Origin of the sequence: Streptomyces venezuelae (assembly GCF_008642275.1) — a bacterium.
GTDB classification, from domain to species: Bacteria; Actinomycetota; Actinomycetes; order Streptomycetales; family Streptomycetaceae; genus Streptomyces; species Streptomyces venezuelae_E.
The window spans coordinates 1623546-1648668 of record NZ_CP029189.1 but is presented as its reverse complement, the minus strand read 5'-3'; the positions used below and the strand labels follow the sequence as shown (position 1 = coordinate 1648668).

Here is a 25123-nt window from a genome sequence, read left to right as displayed (position 1 = left end):
AACATCATTCCGGAGCTGCTTCGCCACATCCCCTCATCGTTCAGTCAATCAGCGTCTGTTTTCGGTCATCCAGTCAAGGGCGTGATCGACGGCCTCCGGGAGGGAGAAGAGCATGGTCGACGCACCTCCCACCCGCCCCCTGCGCACCCGTGAATCCGGGAACGCGTCACCGATCTCCGCAAAATCGCCGTCGTCCAGCGCGACGTCCTCGTATGCCGTCCACTCCCCCTCCTGCCGGCGCCTTTGCGGCCCCGGAAGGTTCACCTTCACCACACACTCGTACATGCGCAAGGGGGGCTTCGGAATTCGGTACTCCGCGAGATGGAAAGCGGTACAGACCGAAAACCCCACATTGATCATGAGTACCTGACCGCCCTCCCAGCACAGCTTTCCCAGGGGTGTCTCCTCCCCCAGATGGCTTTCGAGGCGATGGCCGGAGCACAGCCGCTCCGCGTCCGCCCCGAGGGCCGCGAAAGAGGTCTGCGGGTGGGCGCTGCGGGCGGCGCCCGGGGCGGTGCGGACGGCCTCGGCCAGGGACCCCATGCCCTGGCTCGGGGTGCTCGCCGGGTCGAAGGCGGCCATCCGCTCCCGGAAGGCCAGCACCCCGGCCGCGTCCAGACCGCGGATCCGCTCCAGGTGGGCGGTGGAGGTCTTGGAGTTCTCCGGGGTGAACGCCGGAACCACCAGCGTGCCGCGCGGCCCGAGGACGCCGGTCAGGGCGTCGCGCAACGTCTCCGCGCGCAGCCCGGTCCCGCCGAGGGAGGAGTGCACCATGAGCCGCATGCCGGGACGGACCCCGGCCAGCCGCAACTGCACGGCGAGCCGAAGCCTGCCGGGCGCGGAGGAAGGCGCCGCCACGGGGGGAGTGGTCACGCGTCGACCGTCTTCAGTTCGTAGCGGAGCTCCGCCACCAGGCTCTTCCCGGTGACGGTCAGCTCGGCCGCCTCCGAAAGCTGGTCCAGCGCCCGGAGGATCCGGTCCGAGCCGCCCGGCTCGGACGTCGCCGTGGCCCGCCGGTACGCCTCCACCGCCACCCGCTCGTGCACGTCCGCCAGCAGCCGGGACACCGGGACCGGCCGCTCCCGCCACGGCGAGCGGTGCTGCCACTGACCGTCCAGCGCGTACAGGTCGGCCACCTCGGTCAGCGCCCGCAGCCTGGTCCGCCGCCGACCGGTCAGCAGTGCCAGCGCGGTCTCCCGCACCCCCGCCGCGTACGGCACCCCGAGGGCCCCCGGTCCGTGCCGCCCGGCCTCGCCCCAGTCGCCCGCCTGCGGGCCGCCCGCGAGCGGGGTCAGCGTGGTCAGCCCGGTGGCCGCCGCCCTGGCGAACTCCGGCACCGTCTCGTGCAGCAGCGCCCAGGCCCGGTCCAGCCGGCCCCGCCACTCCTCGGCCTCCCCGGCGCCGAGGCGGAGCCTGGGCGGGCGGGGGAAACAGTTGCGGTACGGGTCGAGGTCCTCCAGGGCCACCGGGGTCGCGTCCGGCCCGGGCGACCAGGTGCGTACGGGCTGCCAGCGGGCGTCCCCCGCCGTCGGCCCGAAGCGGTGCTCGGCGCGGCCGTCCCGTACGGCGTACCCCTCGTCGGTGACGTGCAGCGCGGCCCGGCCCTCCGTGCCCGGCTCCCCGAGCCGCAGCAGCCCCAGCGTCGGCAGGTACACCTCGCCGTCCCGGTAGGCCACTTCGGCCGGCAGGTCCAGCCCGCCGCGGAGCACGGCCGCGGCGGCCAGCGCGGTCAGCCTGCGCGCCGCCTCCGGGGCGTCCTGCCTGCCGTCGCGGGCGGCGTCCAGGGCCGCCAGCACCCAGGTCCGGGTGAAGGGGTGGTCCAGTACGGCGTCCAGTGCGTCCGGGCCCGCCTCCCCGGCCCCCTCCACGGCGGCCAGCAGCTCCCAGGCCCGCGCCCAGCCGGGGTCGGCGGCGAGGTCCTCGTGCAGCCGGACCAGCAGGATCCGGGTCAGTTCCGCCTGGGACCGGGCGAGTTCGGCCGGGTCGGTCAGCTGCGGCGCCGTCTCCCGCGGCGCGGTGCGGCCCTCGACCCCGTCCACGAGCTCCCGCAGGTCGGTGCAGTAGACGGAGGGGTTGTCGAAGCCGTTCCGGTCGCGGTAGCGGTGGGTGTAGAGCCCGCCGCCGCACGAACGTACGACGGGGCACCGGCGGCACGTGTCGCTGACGCCCGCCAGCCCCAGCTGCCGGGCACGGACCCCGGGATGGGCCGCGACCTGGTCAAACGCGTGGTCGAAGACATTGAAACCGGTGGCCGCGGCCCCCTCGAAGGCGCTCTTGAGGGAGTCCACCTGCTCCAGGGTCCCGTCGGTCTCGACGACGACGAGGTCGGTGGGCGCGAGGCCGAGCGACTCGGTGAGGCTGGGCCCTCCGCCCAGGGTCGAGAGCAGGGACTCGAAGAGCCTCACGGGCACCGGGCGTCCCAGCCGCTCCCAGTGGTCGAAGATCCGCAGCAGCCAGCGCGCGTAGGCGTCGGGGGCGCCGTCGGGGCGGGCCGGGGGCGTCTCCCAGGTGGCGTGGGGGAGCAGGAAGTCCACGCGCGGGGGCTCCAGTTCGACCAGCGCGTCCAGTACGGCGACGGGGTCGTTGGCCACGTCCACGGTGCAGAGCAGGCCCTGGTAGAGGTGACGGTACGGCTCGGAGCGGAGCAGTGCGACGGCGGCGAGGACCAGCGGGTGGCTCGTACGGCCGTCGGCGAAGCGGCGGTGGCGGTCGTTCGCGGCGCGGTCCCCGTCGAGGGAGATGCCGACGCGGACGCCGTACTCGTCGAAGAGGTCGAGGTAACGGGAGCTGAGCTGGAGCCCGTTGGTGTGGATCCGCAGGTCGAGTGCGGCGATCCCGCTGAGCGCCCGGCTGAACTCCTCGCACACGAGACGGAGCCGGGCCGTGCCCGCCAACAGGGGTTCCCCTCCATGGAGAATCACCGTGACGGAGGGGAGTGCATGGTCACGGGCATGTTCGGCGAGCCTGGACGCGGTATGCGAAATAACCTCGGGGGAGATCACTTTCGGCCTGGCTCGCCAGCTCTGATCTGCGTGTTCGTAGACATAGCAATGATCACAAGCAAGATCGCATCTGCTGTGAACCTTCAGGACGATCTCGCGAAATGCGATCAGGCCGGTCATTGCGCCAGTCTAGAGCGCCGAGTTCGGGTCAGAGCGCGGAGTTGAAGATCGGTGCCTGAACCGGACGAGAGGATTCGGCCGGCAGCACGCGACCGAGCGTCGTCGCCATGGACGCGGTGTGGACGTCGATCTTGCTGAGCGGGACCCGGTGGGCCTTGACCGAGCTGGGCGCGGGGGATGCTGAAGTGTTCACGGCACCGTCCTTGGGGAAGCCATGTGGAATGGACATGTGAATGACAACGGCTACATGCTGCTGTCAAGCAGGGACTTTACTAGGACGGTCCCCCTTGGCAACACGAGACATGACGCCTGGTCAAGACTTCCCTGCATTGCGCGGCGGATTTCTCAAGAGGGCGGATTCGGCCGTTAGCCGCAAGGAAAGATCCTTTTCATTGCCGGGATGTCGCGCCGGCGGTCCGCCCGGACCGGACCTGCGCCGCCCCCACCTCGCTGACCTGGTGCGATACCGAAGCGAGACCCGTCGGCCGGAAGTCCGGCGCGGCAGGTGCGGAACGGCCCCCGCCGAACAGCAGGTAGAGCACGGTGGTCACCGCCACGGCGGCGACGATCGCGCCGACGAGGTCCCCCTGGGAGGCGCCCCCGGAGGCGGCGCGGGTGCGCTTGTGGACGGCGTGGCCGACGAGGAGCCCGGCCGTGAGGGCGAGCAGGCCGACGGCTTCGATGTGCAGGTTCACCGGACGGCATCCACGGCTCGTGGGCCCCGTCGAGGTGGTGGCGGGCCCGGCGGCCGGACTGTACTCGGCCGCGTCCCGTCAACAACTCAGCTGCGAATGTCGGCCACTTGGATGTGGTGTGAGTGGGTCGTGGGTCAACCAGCGCTATGCGGGCTGCTGTTCGCTGAGGTCCGGTGCCGGGAGCTCGCGGAGCAGCCAGTTCAACACGTCGGGCAGGGCGCGCAGGGAGGCGAAGTGCGCGACGGCGGGCACGATGTTGGTCGTGGCCCCGGGGATGCGGCGGGCCAGCCAGCGGGAGTGGCCCACGGGGGAGAACACGTCGAGTTCGCCGTGCCAGATCAGCACCGGACAGCGGATGTCGGCCGGGTCGAAGCCCCAGGGGCGGCTGAAGGCGAGGACGTCGTCGATCCATCCGTACGCCGAATGGCGCAGCCCCTCACGGTAGTTCCGCAGGAGCATCGCACGCAGGCCGGCGTCCGAGACGATCATGCGGTCGTTGTCGGTCAGTTCGCGGCGCAGCTCGTCCAGCAGCCGGCCGGGGTCCTTGCGGATGCCGTCGGCGCGCGGGATGAGCCGGGCCGCCAGCTCCTCCGGGTCGGCGGTGGCGGTGGTGTACTCCCGTACGTTCGAGGCGGCCATCCCGGCGAACCAGTCCAGGTCCTCCGCGTCCCGGGGGGCGAGGCCGACCATTCCCGCGGTCCGGGTGACGCGGTCCGGGAGCAGGGCGGCGCAGGCGAGTGCTCCGGCGGCGCCGCCGGAGCGGCCGGCGACCGCGAAGGTGTCGAGGCCGAGGGCGTCGGCGATGGCGGCCACGTCCTGGGCCACGTCGGCGACGGTGCGGCCCACATGGCGGTCGGAGCCGCCGTAGCCGGGTCTGTCGTAGGCGATGAGCTGCATCCGGCGCTGGTAGAGGACCATTCCTCGGGGGGCCGGGCCGAGGCGGCTGCCGGGCATGCCGTGCAGCAGGAAGACGGGTTTGCCGTCGGGGTCGCCCCAGCGCTCCACGGCCAGAGCGCGCCCGTCCGCTGTGCGCACCTGATTGCGCACGCGCTCCCTCCTTCACGGTCGATGCGGGTCGTCACCGCGATTGTGCGCGCTGGGGGAGGAGCGCGGTAGGGCGCACTTCCGGCGGAATTCTTGTGAATGCCTTCACGAGCCTTAGGAGTCTTTTGTTCCTCTTGCGTATGACCTGGTCAAGGGGGTGTGTCAGGGGGAGTGGACGGGCCTGAACGGACGTCCGGCGGTCCCGGCAGGCTTTTTCGGCGCGGCGCCTTCCGCTTTTGGCCGCTTTGGCGGTCGAATTCGACCCACCGGACCGGGGCGCCGGGCCGACCCGTGGGGCCGGTCGTCAGGTGCGGGGAAATCCGGGGGCCGGAGCCGGAGCCGGAGCCGGAGCCGGAGCCGGAGCCGGTCGTGGGTGGCGCCGGCCGGGCCCCGCCTCAGGTGCGGGGTACGAGCAGGGCCGCCGCCGAGCGGGCCTGCTCCAGGGCGCGGGCCCGGTCCGCGCCGCGCTGGCCCAGGACGACCCGGGTGCTCAGGCCGTCCAGCAGGGCGAGCAGCTCCGAAGCCCGCGCGGGCACGTCCATGGGCGCGAAGCGGCCCTGGTCCACACCTCGGGCCAGGAGGGCCTCCAGGTCCCGCTGCCAGCTGTCGTCGATCTCCTCCTGGGCGGCCTTCAGCGGCTGGTTGGAGGCGGTACGGGCCCACAGCTCGATCCACAGCGTCCAGCGCGGGTCGCGGGGGCCCTCGGGGAGGTAGAGCTCCAGGAACTGGTCCAGCTTGCGCGCCGCCGTCACCCTGCGCCCCAGCAGCGCCCGGCGCTCCCCGGTGAGCTGCTCCTCGCTCCAGCGCAGCGCCTCCAGCAGGAGCCGGTCCTTGCTGCCGAAGTAGTACAGGATGTGGCCCCCGCTGGTGCCGAGGCGCTCGGCGAGCGCGGACATGGTGAGCGCGGCCAGTCCGTCCTCGGCGATGGCCGCCATGGCCTCTTCGAGCATCCGCTCCTGGGCGATCTGCCCGTCGCGCCGCCGTGCTGCTCCCGCCACCGCTCCCGCCCTCCGGATCTTCCTGGTCCGACCTTATCCCGGACAGGTCTTGACGGGGTCGAGGTCCAGCCCTCATCTTGAATGCCATTCAAGAAGTTAGAACGCCATTCAAGATCGTTCAAGGTCAGGGGTCCGTCATGGGGCAGCAGGAGACAGTCGACGTCGACGAGGTGTTCCGGGTCGAAACGCACGGGATCGACCCGATTCCGGACGGTGAACGCCACGGCAGCGCCAAGGACCTCTTCTGGCTCTGGTTCGGCTCCAACCTCACCTTCACCTACGTGATCAACGGCGCCCTCGCCGTCGCCTTCGGGCTCTCCTTCTGGCAGGCCACCGCCGTGGTCGTGATCGGCGGACTCTCCTTCTTCGCCATCAGCGCCGCCGGACTCAGCGGCATCCGCACCGGCACCGCCACCCTGGTCATCTCCCGCGCCGCCTTCGGCGTACGCGGCAACTTCCCGGCCGGCGTCCTCAACTGGGTGGTGAGCATCGGCTACACCATCGTCAACACTGTGGTGGGCACCCTCGCGCTGGAGGTCTTCTTCGCCGAGATCGGCTGGCAGGGCGGCACCGCCGCCCGCGCCGTCGCCCTGCTGGTCACGCTCGCGCTGACCTTCGCCGTCGCCATGTGGGGCCACGCCACCGTGCAGTTCGCCGAACGCTGGATGGCCTACGTCCTCGCCGCGGGCTTCGGCGTCCTGCTCCTGTTCGTCCTGCCCGGCACCGACACCGCCGCCCCGGCCGCCGCCCCCGGGCTCTCCGGCTGGAGCCTCGCCTTCGTGGTCATGCTCGCCGGCCCCTTCTCGTACCTGCCGATGCCCGCCGACTACACCCGCTACCTGCCCCGGACCACCTCACTGAAGTCGATCACCTGGATGGGCGCCCTCGGCGGTTTCCTCTCCTCGGTGGCCCTCGGCGTCGCGGGCGTCGCCGCCGCCACCCAGGCCGACATGACCGACGCGGTCGCCGGAGCCGAGAGCCTGCTGCCCGGCTGGTTCCAGCCGCTGTTCCTGGCCCTCGTACTCGGCGGCTCGGTCACCAACTCGATCATCACGCTCTACTCCTCCAGCCTGAACCTCCAGGTCCTCGGCATCCCGTGGAGCCGCGCCCGGGCCATCGTCATCAGCGCCGCCGTCACCGCCGTCGGCTCGCTCGCCGCGCTCTTCCTCACCGACTTCACCACCTCCCTCCTCTCCTTCCTCTCCCTGCTGATCATCGTCTTCGCCCCCTGGGGCGGAGTCTTCCTCGCCGACATGCTGCTGCGCCGCTGCCACTACGACGCCGACGCGCTGCACGCCGGGAGCGCGGGCGCCTACTGGTACCGCTCCGGCTACCACCCCGCCGGCCTGACCGCCCTGCTCGCCGGAATGACCTTCGCCGCCCTGACCTGCGACTCCGAGCTGTGGACCGGGCCGCTGGTCGCCCCGCTCGGCGGCGCCGACCTCACCCTGCTCGGCTCGGTCGTCTCCGGACTCGCCTACTGGGCCCTCACCCGCCGCAGGGTCGCGGCGTACGTCCCGGCCGCCTGAACCGCACCGCACCCCACCGCACCGCACCCCACCGCATCGCACCGCACCGCACGCAATGGAGCACCCCCGCATGACACGCCACCCCTTCCCCGCCGACCTGCTGCTCACCGGAGCACGGATCCACACCGTCGATCCCGCCCTGCCCGAGGCCGAGGCCCTCGCCGTCCACGACGGGCGGATCGTCTGGGTCGGTCCGGATGCCGAGGCCGCCGCCTGGGCCGGCCCAGAGACCCAGCGGATCGACGCGGGCGGCAAGCTGGTCCTGCCCGGCTTCATCGACGCCCACAACCACGTCCGGCTCGGCTCCGACGCCGACTGCGTCCAGCTGGCCGGGGTGCGCACCCTGGAGGGCATCCACGAGCGGATCCTGGCCTGGCGCGAGGCCCACCCCGACGCCGGCTGGATCGAGGCCGAGGCCTTCGACTACTCCGCCATCCCGGGCGGGCGGATGCCGTGCGCCGCCGACCTGGACCCCGTCACCGGGGACACCCCGGCGATCGTGCTCTCGTACGACGTGCACACGGCCTGGCTGAACACGGCGGCCATGCGGCGCCTCGGGGTCTCGCGGGACCGCACCGACCTCCCGTTCGGCACGGCGGCCGTGGACCCGCAGACGGGTGAACCCACCGGATTCGTCAAGGACTTCGCCGTCAAGGGACTCTCCCGAGCCGGCCACCGGGCCCTGCGTGAGCTGGGCGTGCCGTGGGCCTCGCCGGACCGGCAGTACGGGCGGCTCGCCAAGAGCCTCGACGACGCCATCGGCTTCGGCATCACCACGGTGGTCGAGCCGCAGAACTCCCTCGACGACCTCGAACTCTTCGAACGGGCCCGCTCCGAAGGGCGGTTGCGCTCCCGGATCGTCGCGGCGCTGTTCCACCCGCGCGGCACCTCCGACGCCGACCTGGACGAATTCGCCGACGCGGCGCGGCGGTTCACGGGGGACCGGCTGCGGGTCGGCCCGCTCAAGCTGTACATCGACGACGTGGTGGAACCGCGTACGGCCGCACTGCTGGAGCCGTACACCGGCTGCGGCGCGCACCGGGGCGAGACCTTCTACCCGGCGGAGGAGTTCGCGGACCTGCTGGCGAAGCTGGACGCACGCGGCTTCCAGTGCTTCGTCCACGCGACCGGCGACCGGGGCATCCGGACCGTCCTGGACGCGGTGGAACACGCGCGGACCCTGAACGGCCCGCGCGACGCCCGCCACCAGGTGGTCCACGTGGAGTGCCTGGACCCGGCGGACGTGCCGCGCTTCGCGGAGCTCGGCGTGATCGCGTGCATGCAGCCGAGGCACTGCGCGCCGGAGATCGCGGGCCCCGGCCAGGACTGGGCGCAGAACGTGGGCGAGGACCGCTGGCACAAGGCCTGGCCGATGCGGAGCCTGCACGAGGCGGGGGCGGTGCTGGCGTTCTCCAGCGACTGGAACGTGGCGGAGATGGACCCGATGGTCGGCATCTACACGGCGGTGACGCGCCGCCCGCTGTCCGGCGACGGCCCGGCCTGGCAGCCGGCCGAGACGGTGGACGTGGAGACGGCCGTGTACGGCTACACGATGGGCTCGGCCCACGCCAACTTCCTGGAACGGGAACGCGGTTCGCTCACCGTGGGCAAGGCGGCGGACTTCGTGATCCTCTCCCGGGACATCCTCGCCGTCCCGGCGGACGAGATCCCGGGCACGGTCGCCGAGACGGTCGTGGTGGCGGGCGAGGTGGCCCACCGGGTGCCCTGCGGGCGGCTCGGCGGTTCATAGCCCGAGCCGTTCCCCTGCGGGGTGGCTCGGCGGTGTGAGGTTCGGGCCGTGCCCCTGCGGGGTGCTCGGCGGTGTGCGGCTCGGGCCGGGCGCTGCCCGGGCCCGCGCCTCAAGCGCCGGCGGGGCTGGGTGGTGTGGTGCGGGGTGGTGCCCCGCACGAGGATCTCCTCGGCTCGGCGCGCGCGGGGCGTCCCGGCCAGACGGCAGTGGTCGCGCCTCGTCCTGCGGGGACCCTCCTACGTGTCACCACCCCACCCCGGTGCTTCGACAGCCCGCGCACATCAAGCCCCGCCGGCGTTTGAGGCGACCGCCCCGGGCGAGGACGACCCGCACTATTCAGCCCCGCCGGCGTTTGAGGCGGCCCGTCCGGCAGGGGGGCTCGTACGTCGCCGAGCTGCAGCAAGCATTTCGCACGGATATTCGAATTACTCTATGGTGGAGAGCGGGGGAGGTGTTCATTCGAGCGAAGCAGGAGGCCGCGGGTGCCCGGGTTTACGCATCTGCACACCGTTTCGGGGTTCTCCATGCGCTACGGAGGCTCACACCCGCAGCGGCTGGCGGAGCGTGCCGCCGAGCGGGGCATGGACGCCCTCGCCCTGACCGACCGCGACACCCTCGCGGGCGCGGTCCGGTTCGCGAAGGCGTGCGCGCAGGCGGGCATCCGGCCGTTGTTCGGAGTGGACATGGCGGTGCCGCCCGCGACGGGCTCGGCCGGGTCGGGGGGCCCGGCCGGATCCGACGCCCACGCGGGATCCGCCGAGGCCTCGTACCGGCGGCGTACCCCCGTCAAGGGCGGGGCCTTCGTCGACGAGTCCGCCGCGCGCGCCGTCTTCCTGGCCCGGGACGGGGCCGCCGGCTGGGCCGAGCTGTGCCGGATGGTCACCGCCGCCCACGCGGGGGACGCCGAGGTTCCGCTGGTGCCCTGGGAGGCCCTGCGCGGGGAGGGCGTCTTCGTCCTGCTCGGGCCCGGTTCCGAGGTGGGGCGGGCGCTCGCCGCGGGCCGCCCCGACCGTGCCGCCCGGCTGCTCGCGCCCTGGCGGGAGATCTACGGTGACTCCCTGCGCCTGGAGGCCGTCCACCACGGCCGCACCGGCACCGGGCCCGGTTCGCTGCGGCTGGCCGCCCGGACCGTCGGCTTCGCCGCCGACCAGGGCGTTCCGGCCGTCCTGACCAACGCCGTCCGCTACGCCGACCCCGGGCAGGGCCCGGTCGCCGACATCCTCGACGCGGCCCGCCGCCTGGTCCCCATCGACCCCCGCAACCCCACGTACCCGCTCGACAGCGGTGAGCGCTGGCTCAAGGACCCCGCCGCCATGGCCGAGGTCGCCGACCGGATCGCGCAGGCGGCCGGCCTGCGCCCCGCCGACGCCAGGCGCCTGCTCGCGGAGACCCGGCGTACCGCCGAGGCCTGCTCCGTGGACCCCGAGGACGACCTCGGCATGGGTTCCGTGCACTTCCCCGAGGCCCGGCTCGTCGGCGCGGCCCGCCGCAGCGCCCAGCGGGTCCTCGCTTCCCGGGCCTCCGCCGGCATGGTGCTGCGCGGCTACGCGGGCGACCGCGCCTACTGGGAGCGGATGCACCAGGAGCTCGACATCATCGCCTATCACGGCTTCGCCACGTATTTCCTGACGGTAGCTCAAGTGGTGGACGACGTAAGGGAGATGGGTATCCGGGTGGCTGCGCGGGGGTCCGGGGCCGGTTCCCTCGTCAACCACCTGCTCGGGATCGCGCACGCCGACCCCGTCGCCCACGGACTGCTGATGGAGCGCTTCCTCTCCAAGCGGCGGCGCGTCCTGCCCGACATCGACATCGACGTGGAGTCCGCGCGCCGGCTGGAGGTCTACCGGCGGATCATGGACCGGTTCGGCACCGAACGCGTCGCCACCGTCTCCATGCCCGAGACCTACCGGGTCCGGCACGCCATCCGGGACGTCGGCGCCGCCCTGTCCATGGACCCGGCCGTCACCGACCGGCTCGCCAAGGCGTTCCCGCACATCAGGGCCCGTGACGCCCGTGCCGCGCTGGAGGAGCTCCCGGAACTGCGGGACGTGCGCGGGGAGTCGTACGGACGGCTGTGGGAGCTCGTCGAATCGCTGGACGCGCTGCCGCGCGGGATCGCCATGCACCCGTGCGGGGTGCTGCTCTCCGACGACTCGCTGCTCGCCCGTACCCCGGTGGTGCCCACCAGCGGCGAGGGCTTTCCCATGTCGCAGTTCGACAAGGACGACGTGGAGGAACTCGGGCTGCTCAAACTGGACGTGCTGGGCGTGCGGATGCAGTCCGCGATGGCCCACGCGGTCGCGGAGGTCCGCCGCGGCACGGGGCGGGAGCTCGACCTGGACGACCCGGCGCAGGTGCCGCCGGGCGACCGGGCCACGTACGAGCTGATCCGCTCGGCCGAGACCCTGGGCTGTTTCCAGATCGAGTCGCCCGGCCAGCGGGACCTGGTGGGCCGGCTGCAGCCGGCCACCTTCCAGGACCTGGTCGTCGACATCTCGCTGTTCCGGCCGGGTCCGGTGGCCGCCGACATGGTGCGGCCCTTCATCGAGGCCCGGCACGGGCGGGCCCCGGTCCGCTTCCCGCACCCGGACCTCGCCGACGCGCTGCGCGAGACGTACGGGGTGGTGGTCTTCCACGAGCAGATCATCGAGATCGTGAACGTCATGACCGGTTGCGGGCGGGACGAGGCGGACCGGGTGCGGCGCGGGCTGTCCGACCCGCAGTCGCAGCCGCGGATCAAGGTCTGGTTCGCGGCGAAGGCGGCCGAGCGCGGCTATCCGGTGGAGGTGATCGCCCGGACCTGGGAGATCGTGGAGGCCTTCGGTTCGTACGGCTTCTGCAAGGCGCACGCGGTGGCCTTCGCGGTGCCCACCTACCAGTCGGCCTGGCTGAAGGCGCACCATCCGGCGGCCTTCTACGCCGGCCTGCTGACCCACGACCCGGGGATGTACCCGAAGCGGCTGCTGCTGGCGGACGCGCGGCGGCGGGGTGTGCCGGTGCTGCCACTGGACGTGAACCGGTCGGCGGCCGCCCACCGTATCGAACTGGTGTCTGATAACGGAGGGGTGTGGGGGCTAAGGCTCGGGCTGTCCGACGTCCACGGCATCAGCGGGGCCGAGGCGGAGCGGATCGAGGAGGGACAGCCGTACGCCTCCCTGCGTGACTTCTGGGACCGGGCGCACCCGGGACGCCCCGTCGCCGAACGGCTCGCTCAGGTGGGGGCGTTGGACGCCTTCGGCGCCAACCGGCGGGACCTGTTGCTGCACGTGTCCGAACTGCACGGCGCACAGCGGGCCGCAGGTGTGCGCGGCCCCCAACTCCCCCTGGAGGGAGGACGGTCCACGGCCTCCGTCGGACTGCCCGACCTGACCGACGCGGAACGGCTCAGCGCCGAGCTGGGCGTCCTCGGCATGGACGCCTCCCGGCACCTGATGGGGGACCACCACGCCTTCCTGGCCGAACTGGGAGTGATCCCGGCGCGCCGGCTGCGCGACACCGAGCACGGGCAGACCGTGCTGGTCGCGGGGGCGAAGGCGGCCACCCAGACCCCGCCGATCCGCTCCGGGAGGCGGGTCATCTTCACGACGCTGGACGACGGTACGGGCCTGGTCGACCTGGCCTTCTTCGACGACAGCCACGAGCGCTGCGCGCACACCGTCTTCCACTCCTTCCTGCTGCTGGTACGAGGTGTCGTGCAGCGGCGGGGCCCGCAGAGCCTGAGCGTGGTCGGGGCGGCGGCGTGGAACCTGGCCGAGCTGGTGGAACTGCGGGCGGCGGGCGGCCTGGACGCGGTCGCAACCCGCCTCGCCGAACCGGCGGCCGACCCGGGCGGGTCGGCAGCGGAGGAGGGCGGCGCCGACCACGAGACGGCCGGGCGGGCCCCGGGCCGCAGGATCCGCATGTCCACGGGGTACGAGATGAACCCCTGGGCCGACCTCCAGCCGCCCGGCACCGGCCCCGCGACCGGCCGCAAGCTGTGGCACTCCAGCCCGGGGAGTGCGGGATGACCACTGCCGAGCGGGTCGTGATGTGCCTGCGCCCGTACCCCGCCGACGGGGGCCCGCTCGGGGCGCAGGAGTACGCCGGGGTGCTCGCGTTGCTCGGGGGCATCACCCCGGCCGTACAGGCCCTGGCGCCCGACACCGTCCTCGCCGAGGTCGGGGGCGCGCTGCGCTACTTCGACTGCGACGCCACCCGGCTGGCCGCCGTGATCCGGGTCCGGGCCCTCGCCCTGTACGGCGTGGACGCCGCCGTCGGCGTGGCCGGCAACCCCATGCTGGCCCGGGCGGCGGCCCGTGAGGCCCGGCCGGGGGAGACCCTGGTGATCCCCGGAAACCCCGTCGCCGTCCGGGAGTTCCTGGCCGGCAAGCCCGTCACCGCCCTCGACGGGGTCGGGCCGAAGGCCGCCCGCACCCTGTGCTCCTACGGCCTCGACTCCGTCGGCCGGGTCGCCGCCGCCCCGCCCGCCGCCCTGCGGCGGATCCTCGGCGCCCGGCTCGGCCGCGAGGTGCACGAGCGCGCCCTCGGGATCGACCGGACCCCCGTCCGGCCGGGTGCTGCCGCCCGCACCGTCGCCGCCGAGCGGCTCTTCGACCGGGACGAGCTGGATCCCGTACGGCACCGGCGGGCGCTGCTCTCGCTGACGGAGGAGCTCGGCGCGAAGCTTCGTACACAGGAACAGGGCCGGGGGCAGGTCTGCCGCGCCCTTTCGCTCACCGTCCGCTGCGCCGACCGCACCACGCTCACCCGGACGCGCACCCTGGCCGAGCCCACCGCGCACTCGGCCGCCCTGACCGCCACGGCCTACGCCCTTTACGCGGGCCTCGGGCTGCAGCGGGCCCGGGTCCGCGCACTGTCCCTGCGCGCCGAGGACCTGACCTCGGCCGAACGGGCCGCGCGGCAGCTCAGCCTCGACCCCGAGGACGAGAAGGCCCGCCGCCTGGAGGCCGTCACGGACCGGGTCCGCGCACGCTTCGGGCCGCACGCCATCGCCCGTGGCACGCTGGCCGCCTGACGGCCCGTAAGCGTTCGGCCGGGCGACGCGCGAGTTTTTACCGACGCGTAACTTCCCTGTGTTGCTACTCACCCGTAATTTAGCGGCAGCAGCTCCCCTTGTGATCCGGATCACGGGACGAACCCCCACACTCATCCCCTTGAATCACCCGCGAGGAGATCACCCGATGCTGCCCTGGAGACGCCTGCTCCGCCCACTCGCCGTCCTCACCCTCACCGCCGCCGCACTCGTCGCCCCCACCGGCGCGGCGCAGGCCGCGGCCGCCCCCAGCAGCGGCTGGAACAACTGGTCCTGCAAGCCGTCCGCCGCGCACCCGCGCCCCGTCGTCCTCGTCCACGGGACCTTCGGCAACTCCTGGGACAACTGGCTCGGCTTCGCCCCGTACCTCGTGCACCGCGGGTACTGCGTCTACTCGCTCGACTACGGCCAACTGCCCGGCGTGCCCCTCTTCAACGGGCTCGGCCCCATCGACAAGTCCGCCGAACAGCTCGACGTCTTCGTCGACAAGGTGCTGGCCGCCACCGGAGCGGCCAAGACCGACATCGTGGGGCACTCGCAGGGCGGCATGATGCCCCGCTACTACCTGAAGTTCCTCGGCGGCGCCTCGAAGGTCAACGCACTGGTCGGGCTCGCACCCGACAACCACGGCACCACCCTGCTCGGCTTCACCAAGCTCCTGCCGTACTTCCCCGGGGCCGAGGACCTGATCAGCACCGCGACCCCGGGCCTCGCCGACCAGATCGCCGGATCCGCCTTCCAGCAGAAGCTGAACGAGGGCGGGGACACCGTGCCCGGGGTGAAGTACACGGTCATCGCCACCAAGTACGACGAGGTGGTGACGCCCTACCGGAGCGCCTTCCTGGACGGGCCGGACGTGAACAACGTCGTACTCCAGGACCTGTGCTTCCTGGACCTCTCGGAGCACGTCGCCATCGGGCTCACCGACCGGATCGCCTGGCACGAGGCGGTCAACGCCCTCGACCCGGCGCACGCCGAACGGACCACCTGCGCCTCGGTCTTCGACTGACGGGGCGCAGGCGGTCCGGCGGCCGCTAGCGGCCGTGGCGGCCCGTCGCCGTACGCGCGGTACGGCGGCGGGCGGCTGCGAACAGCGCGGCCGCGCCGACGGCCAGGGCGGCGGCCCCGGCGATCGCGATCGTCGGGGTGGCGCTGTTGCCGCCCGTCTCGGCGAGGTTGTTCCCGGCGGCGGGCGAGGAAGAACCGGCCGCGATCGGGACGGCGGCGGAAGCGTTCGTGCCGTTCGTCTTCGGGTCGTTGTCGCCGTGGCCGTTGTGCTCCACCGTGGACTTTCCGGCGCCCTCGGCGATCTGCTCGTCGGTAGGAGCCGAGGGCTTGTCGGCGGGCTTGTCGGACGGCTTGTCCGAGGGCTTGTCGGACGGCTTGCCGCCCGGCTTGTCGCCCGGCTTGGAACCGGTCCCGGTGGTCGGAGCGGTACCGCCACCGCCACCGCCCCCGTTGTCCTTGCCGAAGACCACGTCCGAGCAGGTGTAGAAGGCCTCCGGGCTGTCGGAGCGCTGCCAGATGCTGTAGATCAGGTGGCGGCCCGACTTGTTCGGAACGGTCCCCGAGAAGACGTAGTCACCGTTCTGCATGCCCGGGTCGGTGGCCTTGGCGAACGGCGCCGGCTCCAGGTCGGACCAGGCCAGCGGCTTGGCCGGGTCGTAGCCGTCCTTCGTCACGTACAGCTCGAAGGAGCCCTTGTGCGGGGCCGTGCCCTTGTAGCGGAAGGTGTGCGCACCGGCGGACATCGGGCTGGCCGGCCAGTCGACGCGGGCCAGGTCCAGGCCCCGGTACTTGTCGTTGCCGGCCGAGCAGAGCTGACCGTTCGGGATCAGCGAGCGGTGGTTGCCGGCGGCGTTGGCGATGTTCACCGCGTTCCAGTCGTAGAACGCCTGCGCCCCACTGGCCCCGACCGCAGCCTTGCAGGCCGCCGACTTCGGGGACTCCGGCCCCTCGGCGTAGCACGCGGCCACCCGGCTGACCGGGTCCGTCATCGAGCCGTGGGCGACCGCGGGTGCCGCCGCGTACGCGGCCAGCGCGAGCGGGACGAGACCGGCGGAGGCGACACGGGTCAGCGTGACGGCGGTACGGCGGCGGTGTGCGGGCATGGGTGATCTCCTTCGGGCACAAAGCAGGGGCGTGCCGGTGGAATCGGACCCCGCGGTGCGCCGCCCCCCGGCGGCGCCGCAACGGGCCCTTCCTGTCCTGGCCCGGCCAAGCTAGCCGCCCCGACCACGGGTTCTGCCGCCTCGGGCCCGCTGGAGCGGATCCTTAGGGTCCCGTTAAGGCAGGGACAAGAGCCGCCTCAGGAAGCGGGCCCGGCAGGGCGGTCAGCGGCCGCTGCCGGCCGTCAGCAGGTCCCTCACCTGGGCGGCCGTCCAGGTGCCGGCGGCGCCGGGGCAGGCCGCCAGGTAGTCGGCGATGTCGTGCTCCTCCCAGGGGCCGGACTCCAGCAGGCCGCCGGCCAGGTAGCGCAGGTAGGCGGCCGACGGGTCGCGCACCTCGACGTCCTGCAGGCTCCACGGCGCGGTGAAGGTCAGCAGGGGGATGCCCTCGATCGTGCCCGGGCAGATCAGGGTCTCGTACCGTCCCGGGCCCAGCGCGGCACGGCCGTCCCGCAGGGCCGCCGTCAGGTCCAGGTCCGTCCCCGGCCTCCGGTACATCTCCTGCGCGGCGATGTCGGACATCTGGCCCACCGTCACCAGGTGCGCCCGTCCGCGCGTGCGGCCGGGAGCCGCGGGGTCGTAGAACGCCCGGCCCCCCGTCCACACGGGGGACTCCGTGGCGAAGTACAGCCGGCCTTCCAGCTCGACCGCGATCGAGCGCTCGGGCGCCCGGTGGTCCCGGCAGCCCGGGTACGTGCGGGCCGCGCCGGGCGGGGTCCCGCCGGCGAGATAGGCGGCCAGGCGGTCCATGTGCATGTTGGACCCGTAGGAGGCGTACCAGACCTTCTCGGGCGTGGGGACGACCGCTCCGTCGAGCGGGGTGGCGGTGTGGACGGGCATGCTCGTTCCTCGGGACTCGGGGCTCGGGGCTCGGGGCTCGGGGGCTCGGGGCTCGGGACGAGGGTTTCCGCCGGTCTCACCTGCGCGGACGGCGAGCCGGAATCTCCCTTGTCATATGCCTACCGGGCCACTGGGGCCCGTGCGTATGGTGTGGCCCCGGACCATCCCGGGCCCGGCGCCCTCCCGGCTCCCCACGGGAGGGCCGCCGCGCGCCCCCGGCGTCCTGCGTGCCGTTTCCCGCCCCTCCCGGACTACGGGAGGAGCGCGGAAAGGCCGGCCGCGGAGCGGGCCTGGTCGTCCAGCGCGTCGAGGGCCCGTACGGCCTGCGATGCCGCCTCCGGGTCGCTCGCGGCGAGCCCGCTGTCGGCGAACTCGTCCTCGTCCAGCCGCAGCACGGAGCTGCCGTCCGCCGACACCCACAGGTCGAGGTCCAGGTCCTCGACGAGGATCTCCCCGCTCTGCACCAGGGCCGGGCGCGTGACGTCGCAGTACCAGCCCTTGAGGACGCCGTCGCCGCTCCAGACCTCCTTGACCGCGTACCAGCGGGTCCGCCAGAAGTGCTCGACGAACACGTCGCCCGGCTCGAAGCGCACGAAGCCGAAGTCCCGTACGCCCTCCGCCGCCCAGGGGGCGCGCACGGAGATCCGGTCGCCGTCGTCGGCGACCTGCGCCGCCGGATAACGGATCTTGGTCCGTCCGGCCTTGGTCAGGACGACGGTCAGCTGTGCGGTCACAGGGTCTCCAGCCTTCTCGTGTAGCGCGTCTCGGTCGCGCAGATCTCGTAGCCGAACCACTCGTTGACGGCGAGCATCGGGCCGTTGCCCGCGTCGTTGCCGGTGAACGCCTCCGTGTACCCGGCCGCGCGGGCCCGGTGCAGGGAGGCCGACTTGGCGAGCTTGGCCAGACCCCGGCCGCGGAACGCGCGCAGGGTTCCGGTCATCGCCGAGAGGTAGCGGGTCCCGCCGTCGGTCTGCGCCGCGGCGAAGGAGGCCACGACGCCGTCGACCAGGGCGACGGTGGTCAGCTCCTTGTCGAGGGACGGGTTGTTCCAGGTCTGCGCGAGCCAGTCCTCGTAGTCGTCCAGATCCGCCGCGACATCGCCCGGTTCGTCGGCGGTCGTCTCGGCGTCGGCCTCGAACAGCGGCCGCGGGTCGGCGGCGAAGGCGGATCCGGGGCGCAGCTCGACCCCGGCCGGAAGGTCCCGCTCCCGCGGGGGCTCCGGCAGCGCGGCCGCCGCCAGGTCCAGGCGCAGGAAGTGCGCCGACCGGCCGGGGCGGTAGCCGTGCCGCTCGGCGAAGGCGCGGGACGCGGGCTCGTCGAGCACCCAGGCGTACACGTCCCGCGCACCCCGCGCGGCGAGGTGTTCCTCGGCGGCACGGAGCAGGAGGGTGCCGGCGCCGAGGCCGCGGTGGGCGGGGTCGACGTACGCGTTGACGTACGACTGCCCGGGCTCGGGGCTGTCGTACGCGATGCCGGTCTGGGCGGTGCCGACGACCCGGCCGTCCGGGGTCTCGGCGACGAGGATCCGGTGGTGCTTCGCCGGGTGCGCGGAGGAGAGCTCGAAGGCGACGCCCTCGGCGGTGGCGATCATGAACGGCAGGGCGGCACGACGGACCCGTACGACGGACTCCGCGTCCGCTCGGACCCCGGGGCGTAGGTCGCGGATCGATACGGTCATGCGGCAGACGCTACGGGTGCCCTTGCGGCGTGCGCCTCCCAATTAACCGCCGATGGTGGACAATCACCCGCGTGACCTCGACAAACCTGAAGATCACCATCGACGGCTCGGCCGGGTCGGCCGCCCCGTACGAACAGCTGCGCGCACAGATCGCCGACCGGGCCCGGTCGGGGAAGCTCCCGGCGGGCTTCAAGCTGCCGACGGTCCGGGGCCTCGCGGAGGAGCTGGGGCTGGCCGCCAACACGGTCGCGAAGGCGTACCGGGCGCTGGAGGCGGACGCGGTGATCGAGACGCGCGGCCGGAACGGGACCTTCATCGCGGCCGCCGGGGACGCGGTGTCCCGGGAGGCGGCGTCCGCCGCGCAGGCGTACGCGGACCGGGTCCACCGCCTCGGCCTGACGCAGGCCGAAGCCCTCGCCGCCGCCACGGACGCCCTCCGGGCCAGGTACGCCGCGAAGTAGCCGCCGCCTCCGCGGCCGGGCTCCCGGGGGCTCGCCCCCGTACCCCCTACGACGCTCCGCGCCCGCGCCTCACCCGCCGGCGGGGCTGAATTCGGCCCCGCCGGACCGGAGACTAGAGGTACAGCCCCGCCTCCGAGCTGTGGGGCTGGGGCGGGAGGACCGCCGCCGGGCCCGTGCCGCGGCGCAGGGCGAACAGTTCCGCCAGGCTGGCGCCCTCGCGGGAGACGCCCTCGTCGGTGCCCAGCCAGTCCACCGCCTCCCGGTGGGTCAGCCGGCCGACCTCGATGCGGGCCAGGCAGCGCCCCGGACGGACCACCGCCGGGTGGAGCCGTTCCAGGTCCTCGTTGGTGGTGACGCCCACCAGGACGTTGCGGCCCTGCCCGAGCAGTCCGTCCGTCAGGTTCAGCAGCCGGGACAGCGCCTGCCCGGCCGTGTGGCGGGCCTCGCCGCGGATCAGCTCGTCGCAGTCCTCCAGCAGCAGCAGCCGCCAGCGGCCCTTCGCCGTGCCCTCGTCCTCGCCGATCGCGATGTCCATCAGGTAGCCCACGTCGTTGAACAGCCGTTCCGGGTCCAGGACGCAGTCCACCTGGCACCAGTCGCGCCAGGACCGGGCCAGCGTCCGCAGCGCGGAGGTCTTGCCCGTGCCGGGCGGCCCGTGCAGCAGGAGCAGCCGGCCGGCGATGTCGTCCGGGGTCACCTTCATCAGCCGGTCCATCGCCCCGGCCACCGGAGCGGTGTAGTTGGGCCGCACCTCCGCCCAGGTCCCGGCGGCGATCTGGCGGGTCGTCCGGTACGGGCCGCGGCGCGGGGAGACGTACCAGAAGCCCATCGTGACGTTCTCGGGCTGCGGTTCGGGCTCGTCCTGCACGCCTTCCGTGGCCTTGCCGAGCACGTCGGCGGCGAGTACGTCGCTGACCGCCGTCACGGTGACGTCCGCTCCCCGGCTCCAGCGCGAGACGAGCATGGTCCAGCCCTCGCCCTCGGCGAGGGTGGCGCTGCGGTCGCTGTCGCGCGCCGAGCGCAGCACCGTGGCATCCGGCGGCAGGAGAGTGGCTTCCGCCTTGACCCGCTCGATCGACACGCTGTGCGAGTACGGCTGCTCGCCGGACGCGAACCGGCCGAGGAAGAGCGCGTCGACGACGTCCGACGGTGAGTCGCTGTCGTCGACGTTGAGCCGGATCGGCAGCGCGTCCTGCGGGTTGGCTGACATGGCGCCCATGATCCGGCACACGATGCCCTCGTGCACCCGTGTTTCGCTGGATCGGGTGCCCAAGTTCCCTCTTCAAACGCATTCGGAGTGAAGGTTCGGGCCTCATCTCTGCCCTGAATATTCTTGGCATGGACACTTCCAGCCAACCCCGGCTCCTTGTACCACGGACTCAGGAGTAACCCCCACAAGGAGCCGCACACATGAGCATGAAACTGTCGCGCTTCGCTGCCCTGACCTCCTCCCTCTTACTCGCCGCGGGCGCCACCCTGTTCGGCGCGGGCCAGGCGGCCGCCACCGCCCGGGCCGACTTCGGCTACGTCGCCCTCGGCGACTCGTACTCCTCCGGCGTCGGCGCCGGCAACTACGACGGCACGAGCGGAAACTGCAAGCGCACCACCCGCGCCTACCCGGCCCTGTGGGCCGCCGCCCACTCCCCCCAGAGCTTCTCCTTCACCGCCTGCTCGGGCGCTCGTACGAGTGATGTCCTCTCCGGCCAGCTCGCCCCGCTCAACTCCGGTACCGACCTGGTCAGCATCACCATCGGGGGCAACGACGCCGGGTTCTCCGACGTCATGACCACCTGCGTCCTCCAGTCCGAATCCACCTGCGTCAACCGCGTGAACCAGGCCAAGGCCTACGTGGACTCCACCCTCCCCGGCCGGCTCGACCAGGTCTACGACGCCATCGACAGCCGCTCGCCCGGCGCGCACGTCGTCGTCCTCGGCTACCCCCGCTTCTACAAGCTCAACGGCACCTGCACCACCGGCCTGACCGAGGGTGAGCGGGCCGCCATCAACGGCGCGGCCGACTACCTCAACGCCGCCATCGCCAAACGCGCCGCCGACCACGGCTTCACCTTCGCCTCGGTCGCCGGCGCCTTCACGGGTCACGAGATCTGCTCCGGCAACGCGTGGCTGCACAGCGTCAACTGGCTGAACATCGGCGAGTCGTACCACCCGACCGCCGCCGGACAGTCCGGCGGCTACCTGCCGGTCTTCACGAACGCCGCCTGACCGGCCCGGTACTCCCGGGCCGCGCGGAAGTCCCCGCCCGCGCGGCCCGTCCCGTCCGTTCGATTCAGCCGGCCCGTCTGATCCGTCTGATCCGTCGGGCCCGTCTGATCCGGTTCGCCGGTCCCCGGAGCCGTCGGAGCGCTCGCCGTCGGCGAGGCCGGCGACGGACTCGGTCCGGGGGAGGGGGCCCCGCTCGTCGGGGTCTCCTCCCGGCACGTCACGGAGGTGGCCACCCACTGGGTCGCCACCTCGGCCGGTCCCCGCACCTCCAGCCGGACCGCGTCCTCGAAGACCGCGTCCGGTTCGTGCGTGAGTTCCGTGTGCTCCAGCCGCCGGCTCCGCGGCCCGCCCTCCTCGTACGTGACGGAGCGCCAGTCGGGGCCGGACGTCCGGCCGCTGCGCGTGGCCCAGCGGTACTCCAGCACGACCGGGGTGCGCTCCACCTCGACGGTGGCCGTGAAGGCGGGCGCGTACCCGGCGGGCGGCGGGCAGCTGCCGGTGTAGGAGGAGCGCACCGTGTCCACGTACACCGAGACGTGCTGCCCGGGTGCGGCCGGGGTGGATGCCGACGCCGAGGCCGACGGAGCCGCCGACGGGGCCGTGGTGACGCTCTGGGCGGTGGTCGCCGAGCCGGTCGGCGCGCCGCCGTTCCCGCCGCCGCGCCCGCCCGTGTTCTCGCGGTCCCTGAGCAGCAGCCACCCCACCGCGACCAGGGCCAGCAGCATCAGCACGATCCCGGCCGTCAGCACCAGCCCGGCCCGGCTCTCGCGCGGCCCGGGCCCGGCCGTGGCCGGCGGCGGCGTTCCGTACGGCGTCGTGTGCGGTTCGTTCCCGCCGTGCCCGTGGTGCACCGCAGCCGAAGCCGCAGCCGCAGCCGCAGTCGAAGCCGCCGTCGTCGTCGGCGTGTCCGGGCCCGACACCGGGCCGCCGGGAGTCCGTACGGTCCCGCCCGCGCCCACCACGCGCAGCATCCGGGCCGCCTCGGCCGCGGACAGCCGCCCGGCCGGGTCCTTGCGCAGCAGTCCCTCCAGTACGGGCGCCAGAGCCCCGGCCCGGCGCGGCGGCGGGAACTCCGCGTCCACCACCGCCCGCAGGGTGTCCAGCGCGGTGGCCTGCCGGAAGGGCGAAACCCCCTCGACGGCGGCGTACAGCATGACCCCGAGCGCCCACAGGTCCGACGCGGGTCCCGGATCGCGGCCCAACGCCCGCTCCGGCGCCAGGAATTCGGGCGAGCCGACCACCTCGCCCGTCATGGTGATCGCCGAGGAGCCCTCCAGGGTCGCGATCCCGAAGTCGCCGAGCACCACCCGGCCGTCGTTGGCGATCAGGACGTTGCCCGGCTTCACGTCCCGGTGCAGCACCCCCGAGTCGTGGGCGGAGCGCAGCGCGGCGAGCACCTGTTCCCCGATGTGCGCGGCCCGCTGAGGGGACATCGGCCCCTCGGCTTCCAGGACGTCCGCCATCGAGAGCCCGCGCACCAGCTCCATCACGATCCAGGGGCGCCCGTCCTCGGAGGCCACGTCGTAGACGGTGACGACCCCGCGGTGCGAGACCCGGGCCGCGGCCCAGGCCTCGCGCTCCAGTCGCCTGTACAGCCGCTCCAGTTCGGTGGGTTCGAGTCCGGCCGGTGCCCGTACCTCCTTGACGGCGACCTCGCGGGCGAGTACCTCGTCCCGGGCCCGCCACACGACGCCCATCCCGCCCCGGCCGATGGGTTCGAGCAGTCGGTAACGGCCGGAGATGACACGATCGGAGTTCGATTGGTCACTCACGCGCGCCCCCGTGTGTGCTCCCGTGCGCCCGCACGTCATCGGGCGATCACTCCAAGTTAGCGCAGTGCGAGCCGTGTGGCTCCTGTCGTGACGGGACCGGCGCAGAGACCTTCCACAGCGTGACGTCTGTGCGGAGAGTAACCGGCGACTCCGTTGAGTAATCGTCAACTCCCCGTCGCCGCAGGGGTAATTCACACCACCGGGATACCCGGGGGCGACGCGGGGGCGATAGGGTTAACCTGCCCGGGCCGGGTGCCCTCGTACGGGTGGGGAGAGATCATGGAACAGATAGCAATGCGCAGCAGGCCGCCCCGCGTGCCTGCCATCACCTGCGGCAGCAGTGCGACCAGCTCGCGCCTCGACCGCCATCTCGCCGTGCTGGGCGGTCCCGCCGTCCCGCACCGGGAGACCGCCGAGGCGACGCTGCTGATGCGCGAGCTCACCTCCCGCGACCACACGCACCGTCTGCGGAGCCGGAGCGCGCGCGTCTCGCTCTTCGCGCCGCTGCGCCGTCTGCGTCGCACGCTCTTCGGCAGCCGCCGCTCGTAACCGTCCCCCGTACCGCAGCCGTCGGCCCCTCGGCCTCCGGCTCCCCGGCCCTACCCGACCACACCGTCCCGGCGCAGATCCGAGATCTGTGCGTCCGCCATCCCCAGGGCGCGCAGCAGGGACCCGGTGTGCTCGCCCAGCGCGGGCACCGCACCCATGTGCGGTGCCGCGCCGCCCGGCAGTCCGATCGGCGGCAGCAGGGCCCGCAGCGGACCGGCCGGTGAATCCACCTCCCGCCAGCGGTCCCGGGCCGCGAGCTGCGGATGCCCGGCCAGCTGGGCCACCGAGTTCAGCCGCGCGCACGCGATGCCCGCCGCCTCCAGCCGTCCGATCGCCTCGTCCGCGCCGAGCCCGCCCAGCGCCCCGGCCACCACCGCGTCGGTCTTCTCCCGGTTCACCGTGCGCGCCGCGTTCGTCGCGTACGCCGGATCGTCCGCCAACTCCGGCCGCTCCAGGACCTGCTCGGCCAGCCGCCGCCACTCGCGGTCGTTCTGCACGGACAACAGCACCCGGTCCCCGTCGGCCGTCGCGTAGGCGTCGTAGGGCGCGATCACCGCGTGCGCGAGGCCGGTACGCGCGGGCTGCTCCCCGCCGTGCATCGTGTGGTGCAGGGGATGGCCCATCCACTCGGCGAGCGCGTCCAGCATGGACACCTCCACCCGGCCCCCGCGCCCGGTGATCCCACGGCGCAACAGGGCGGCCAGCACGCCCGAGAAGGCGTACATGGCCGCCGCGATGTCCGCCGCCGGGATCCCCGCCTTGACCGGCTGCTCGGGGGTGCCGGTCACCGAGACCAGACCGGCCTCGCACTGCACGAGCATGTCGTAGGCCCGCTTGTGGGCGTACGGGCCCTCGGCGCCGTAGCCGGAGACGTCCACGGCGACCAGCCGGGGGTAACGCGCGCACAGCGCGGCCGAGTCGATGCCGAGCCGGGCCGCGGCGCCCTGCGCGAGGTTCTGCACGAAGACGTCGGCCCCGGCCAGCAGCCCGTGCAGCACCTCCCGGCCGCGCGGGTCCTTCAGGTCGAGCGCGATCGACTCCTTGCCCCGGTTGGCCCAGACGAAGTGCGAGGCGAGCCCGTGCGCGGCCGTGTCGTACGCACGGGCGAAGTCGCCGCCGTCGGGGCGCTCCACCTTGATCACCCTGGCGCCCAGGTCGGCGAGCTGGCGGGTGGCGAAGGGGGCCGAGACGGCCTGTTCGACGGCGACGACGGTGATGCCGTCCAGGGGGAGCGGTTCGGTGGTCATGGGCCCTGCCTACCG

21 protein-coding genes are annotated in these 25123 nt (G+C 73.2%); 8 read left to right on the top strand and 13 right to left on the bottom strand.

Annotated features, from left to right (window positions below):
* Positions 1 to 48: 48 nt before the first annotated feature.
* From DEJ51_RS06820 to DEJ51_RS06795, 6 genes are all read right to left on the bottom strand, one after another.
* On the bottom strand, positions 49 to 783 hold the full coding sequence (locus DEJ51_RS06820) for an AAC(3) family N-acetyltransferase (protein ID WP_150261733.1): 735 nt from the start codon (positions 781 to 783) through the stop codon (positions 49 to 51).
* Positions 784 to 869: 86 nt separating this feature from the next.
* Positions 870 to 3122 carry a radical SAM/SPASM protein FxsBH, inactivated beta-hydroxylase extension form gene (gene fxsBH, locus DEJ51_RS06815; protein WP_190620235.1) on the bottom strand — a complete coding sequence of 751 codons (2253 nt, stop codon included), beginning with the start codon at positions 3120 to 3122 and terminating at the stop codon, positions 870 to 872.
* Positions 3123 to 3150: 28 nt separating this feature from the next.
* A complete protein-coding gene (locus DEJ51_RS06810) occupies positions 3151 to 3315 on the bottom strand; it encodes an FXSXX-COOH protein (protein WP_150256777.1) in 165 nt (54 codons plus the stop codon).
* Between the two features lie 196 nt (positions 3316 to 3511).
* Complete coding sequence (locus tag DEJ51_RS06805; protein ID WP_150256776.1) at positions 3512 to 3817, bottom strand: hypothetical protein; 306 nt, start codon at positions 3815 to 3817, stop codon at positions 3512 to 3514.
* A gap of 144 nt (positions 3818 to 3961) precedes the next feature.
* The gene (locus DEJ51_RS06800) at positions 3962 to 4864 is read right to left on the bottom strand and encodes an alpha/beta fold hydrolase (protein ID WP_150256775.1); all 903 of its coding nucleotides are present in this window, start codon (positions 4862 to 4864) and stop codon (positions 3962 to 3964) included.
* Between the two features lie 392 nt (positions 4865 to 5256).
* Positions 5257 to 5859, bottom strand: coding sequence for a TetR/AcrR family transcriptional regulator (locus DEJ51_RS06795; protein ID WP_150256774.1), 603 nt, complete (start codon positions 5857 to 5859; stop codon positions 5257 to 5259).
* 137 nt (positions 5860 to 5996) lie between these two features.
* On the opposite strand from DEJ51_RS06795, the gene DEJ51_RS06790 reads away from it, so the two are divergent.
* The 5 genes from DEJ51_RS06790 to DEJ51_RS06770 all read left to right on the top strand — a co-directional run bounded on the left by DEJ51_RS06790 (position 5997) and on the right by DEJ51_RS06770 (position 15179).
* Positions 5997 to 7388 carry a purine-cytosine permease family protein gene (locus DEJ51_RS06790; protein ID WP_150256773.1) on the top strand — a complete coding sequence of 464 codons (1392 nt, stop codon included), beginning with the start codon at positions 5997 to 5999 and terminating at the stop codon, positions 7386 to 7388.
* 70 nt (positions 7389 to 7458) lie between these two features.
* Complete coding sequence (locus tag DEJ51_RS06785) at positions 7459 to 9138, top strand: amidohydrolase (RefSeq protein ID WP_150256772.1); 1680 nt, start codon at positions 7459 to 7461, stop codon at positions 9136 to 9138.
* Positions 9139 to 9620: 482 nt separating this feature from the next.
* Positions 9621 to 13145, top strand: coding sequence for a DNA polymerase III subunit alpha (locus DEJ51_RS06780; protein ID WP_150256771.1), 3525 nt, complete (start codon positions 9621 to 9623; stop codon positions 13143 to 13145).
* Positions 13142 to 14152, top strand: coding sequence for a hypothetical protein (locus DEJ51_RS06775; protein WP_150256770.1), 1011 nt, complete (start codon positions 13142 to 13144; stop codon positions 14150 to 14152). Before DEJ51_RS06780 ends, DEJ51_RS06775 begins: the two co-directional genes overlap by 4 nt.
* Before the next feature lie 166 nt (positions 14153 to 14318).
* Entirely contained in the window at positions 14319 to 15179 is an 861-nt protein-coding gene (locus tag DEJ51_RS06770) for an esterase/lipase family protein (RefSeq protein WP_150256769.1), read from the top strand.
* A gap of 25 nt (positions 15180 to 15204) precedes the next feature.
* Here DEJ51_RS06770 and DEJ51_RS06765 read toward each other — a convergent pair whose 3' ends face one another.
* The 4 genes from DEJ51_RS06765 to DEJ51_RS06750 all read right to left on the bottom strand — a co-directional run bounded on the left by DEJ51_RS06765 (position 15205) and on the right by DEJ51_RS06750 (position 18856).
* Positions 15205 to 16281 (bottom strand): lytic polysaccharide monooxygenase, encoded by a 1077-nt coding sequence (locus tag DEJ51_RS06765; protein WP_150256768.1) that lies wholly within the window; start codon positions 16279 to 16281, stop codon positions 15205 to 15207.
* 222 nt (positions 16282 to 16503) lie between these two features.
* Positions 16504 to 17178 carry a histone deacetylase gene (locus tag DEJ51_RS06760; protein ID WP_150256767.1) on the bottom strand — a complete coding sequence of 225 codons (675 nt, stop codon included), beginning with the start codon at positions 17176 to 17178 and terminating at the stop codon, positions 16504 to 16506.
* Positions 17179 to 17429: 251 nt separating this feature from the next.
* Positions 17430 to 17912 carry a DUF402 domain-containing protein gene (locus tag DEJ51_RS06755; protein WP_150256766.1) on the bottom strand — a complete coding sequence of 161 codons (483 nt, stop codon included), beginning with the start codon at positions 17910 to 17912 and terminating at the stop codon, positions 17430 to 17432.
* Positions 17909 to 18856, bottom strand: a complete 948-nt coding sequence (locus DEJ51_RS06750; protein ID WP_150256765.1) for a GNAT family N-acetyltransferase — start codon at positions 18854 to 18856, stop codon at positions 17909 to 17911. Before DEJ51_RS06750 ends, DEJ51_RS06755 begins: the two co-directional genes overlap by 4 nt.
* Before the next feature lie 71 nt (positions 18857 to 18927).
* On the opposite strand from DEJ51_RS06750, the gene DEJ51_RS06745 reads away from it, so the two are divergent.
* Positions 18928 to 19317: a GntR family transcriptional regulator gene (locus DEJ51_RS06745; protein ID WP_223835693.1), complete on the top strand. Its 390-nt coding sequence runs from the start codon at positions 18928 to 18930 to the stop codon at positions 19315 to 19317.
* Positions 19318 to 19429: 112 nt separating this feature from the next.
* Here DEJ51_RS06745 and DEJ51_RS06740 read toward each other — a convergent pair whose 3' ends face one another.
* Positions 19430 to 20527 (bottom strand): DUF5925 domain-containing protein, encoded by a 1098-nt coding sequence (locus tag DEJ51_RS06740; RefSeq protein WP_150256764.1) that lies wholly within the window; start codon positions 20525 to 20527, stop codon positions 19430 to 19432.
* Positions 20528 to 20733: 206 nt separating this feature from the next.
* On the opposite strand from DEJ51_RS06740, the gene DEJ51_RS06735 reads away from it, so the two are divergent.
* Positions 20734 to 21540: an SGNH/GDSL hydrolase family protein gene (locus DEJ51_RS06735; protein WP_150261730.1), complete on the top strand. Its 807-nt coding sequence runs from the start codon at positions 20734 to 20736 to the stop codon at positions 21538 to 21540.
* Here DEJ51_RS06735 and DEJ51_RS06730 read toward each other — a convergent pair.
* A complete protein-coding gene (locus DEJ51_RS06730; RefSeq protein WP_190620233.1) occupies positions 21510 to 23312 on the bottom strand; it encodes a serine/threonine-protein kinase in 1803 nt (600 codons plus the stop codon). The two genes, DEJ51_RS06735 and DEJ51_RS06730, sit on opposite strands and share 31 nt — an antisense overlap.
* Positions 23313 to 23591: 279 nt before the next feature.
* Between DEJ51_RS06730 and DEJ51_RS06725 the strand changes: the two genes are divergently transcribed.
* Positions 23592 to 23861 carry a hypothetical protein gene (locus DEJ51_RS06725; protein ID WP_076046471.1) on the top strand — a complete coding sequence of 90 codons (270 nt, stop codon included), beginning with the start codon at positions 23592 to 23594 and terminating at the stop codon, positions 23859 to 23861.
* 50 nt (positions 23862 to 23911) lie between these two features.
* On the opposite strand, the gene DEJ51_RS06720 is transcribed toward DEJ51_RS06725, so the two are convergent.
* Positions 23912 to 25108, bottom strand: a complete 1197-nt coding sequence (locus tag DEJ51_RS06720; protein ID WP_150256762.1) for a CaiB/BaiF CoA transferase family protein — start codon at positions 25106 to 25108, stop codon at positions 23912 to 23914.
* Positions 25109 to 25123 lie beyond the last annotated feature (15 nt).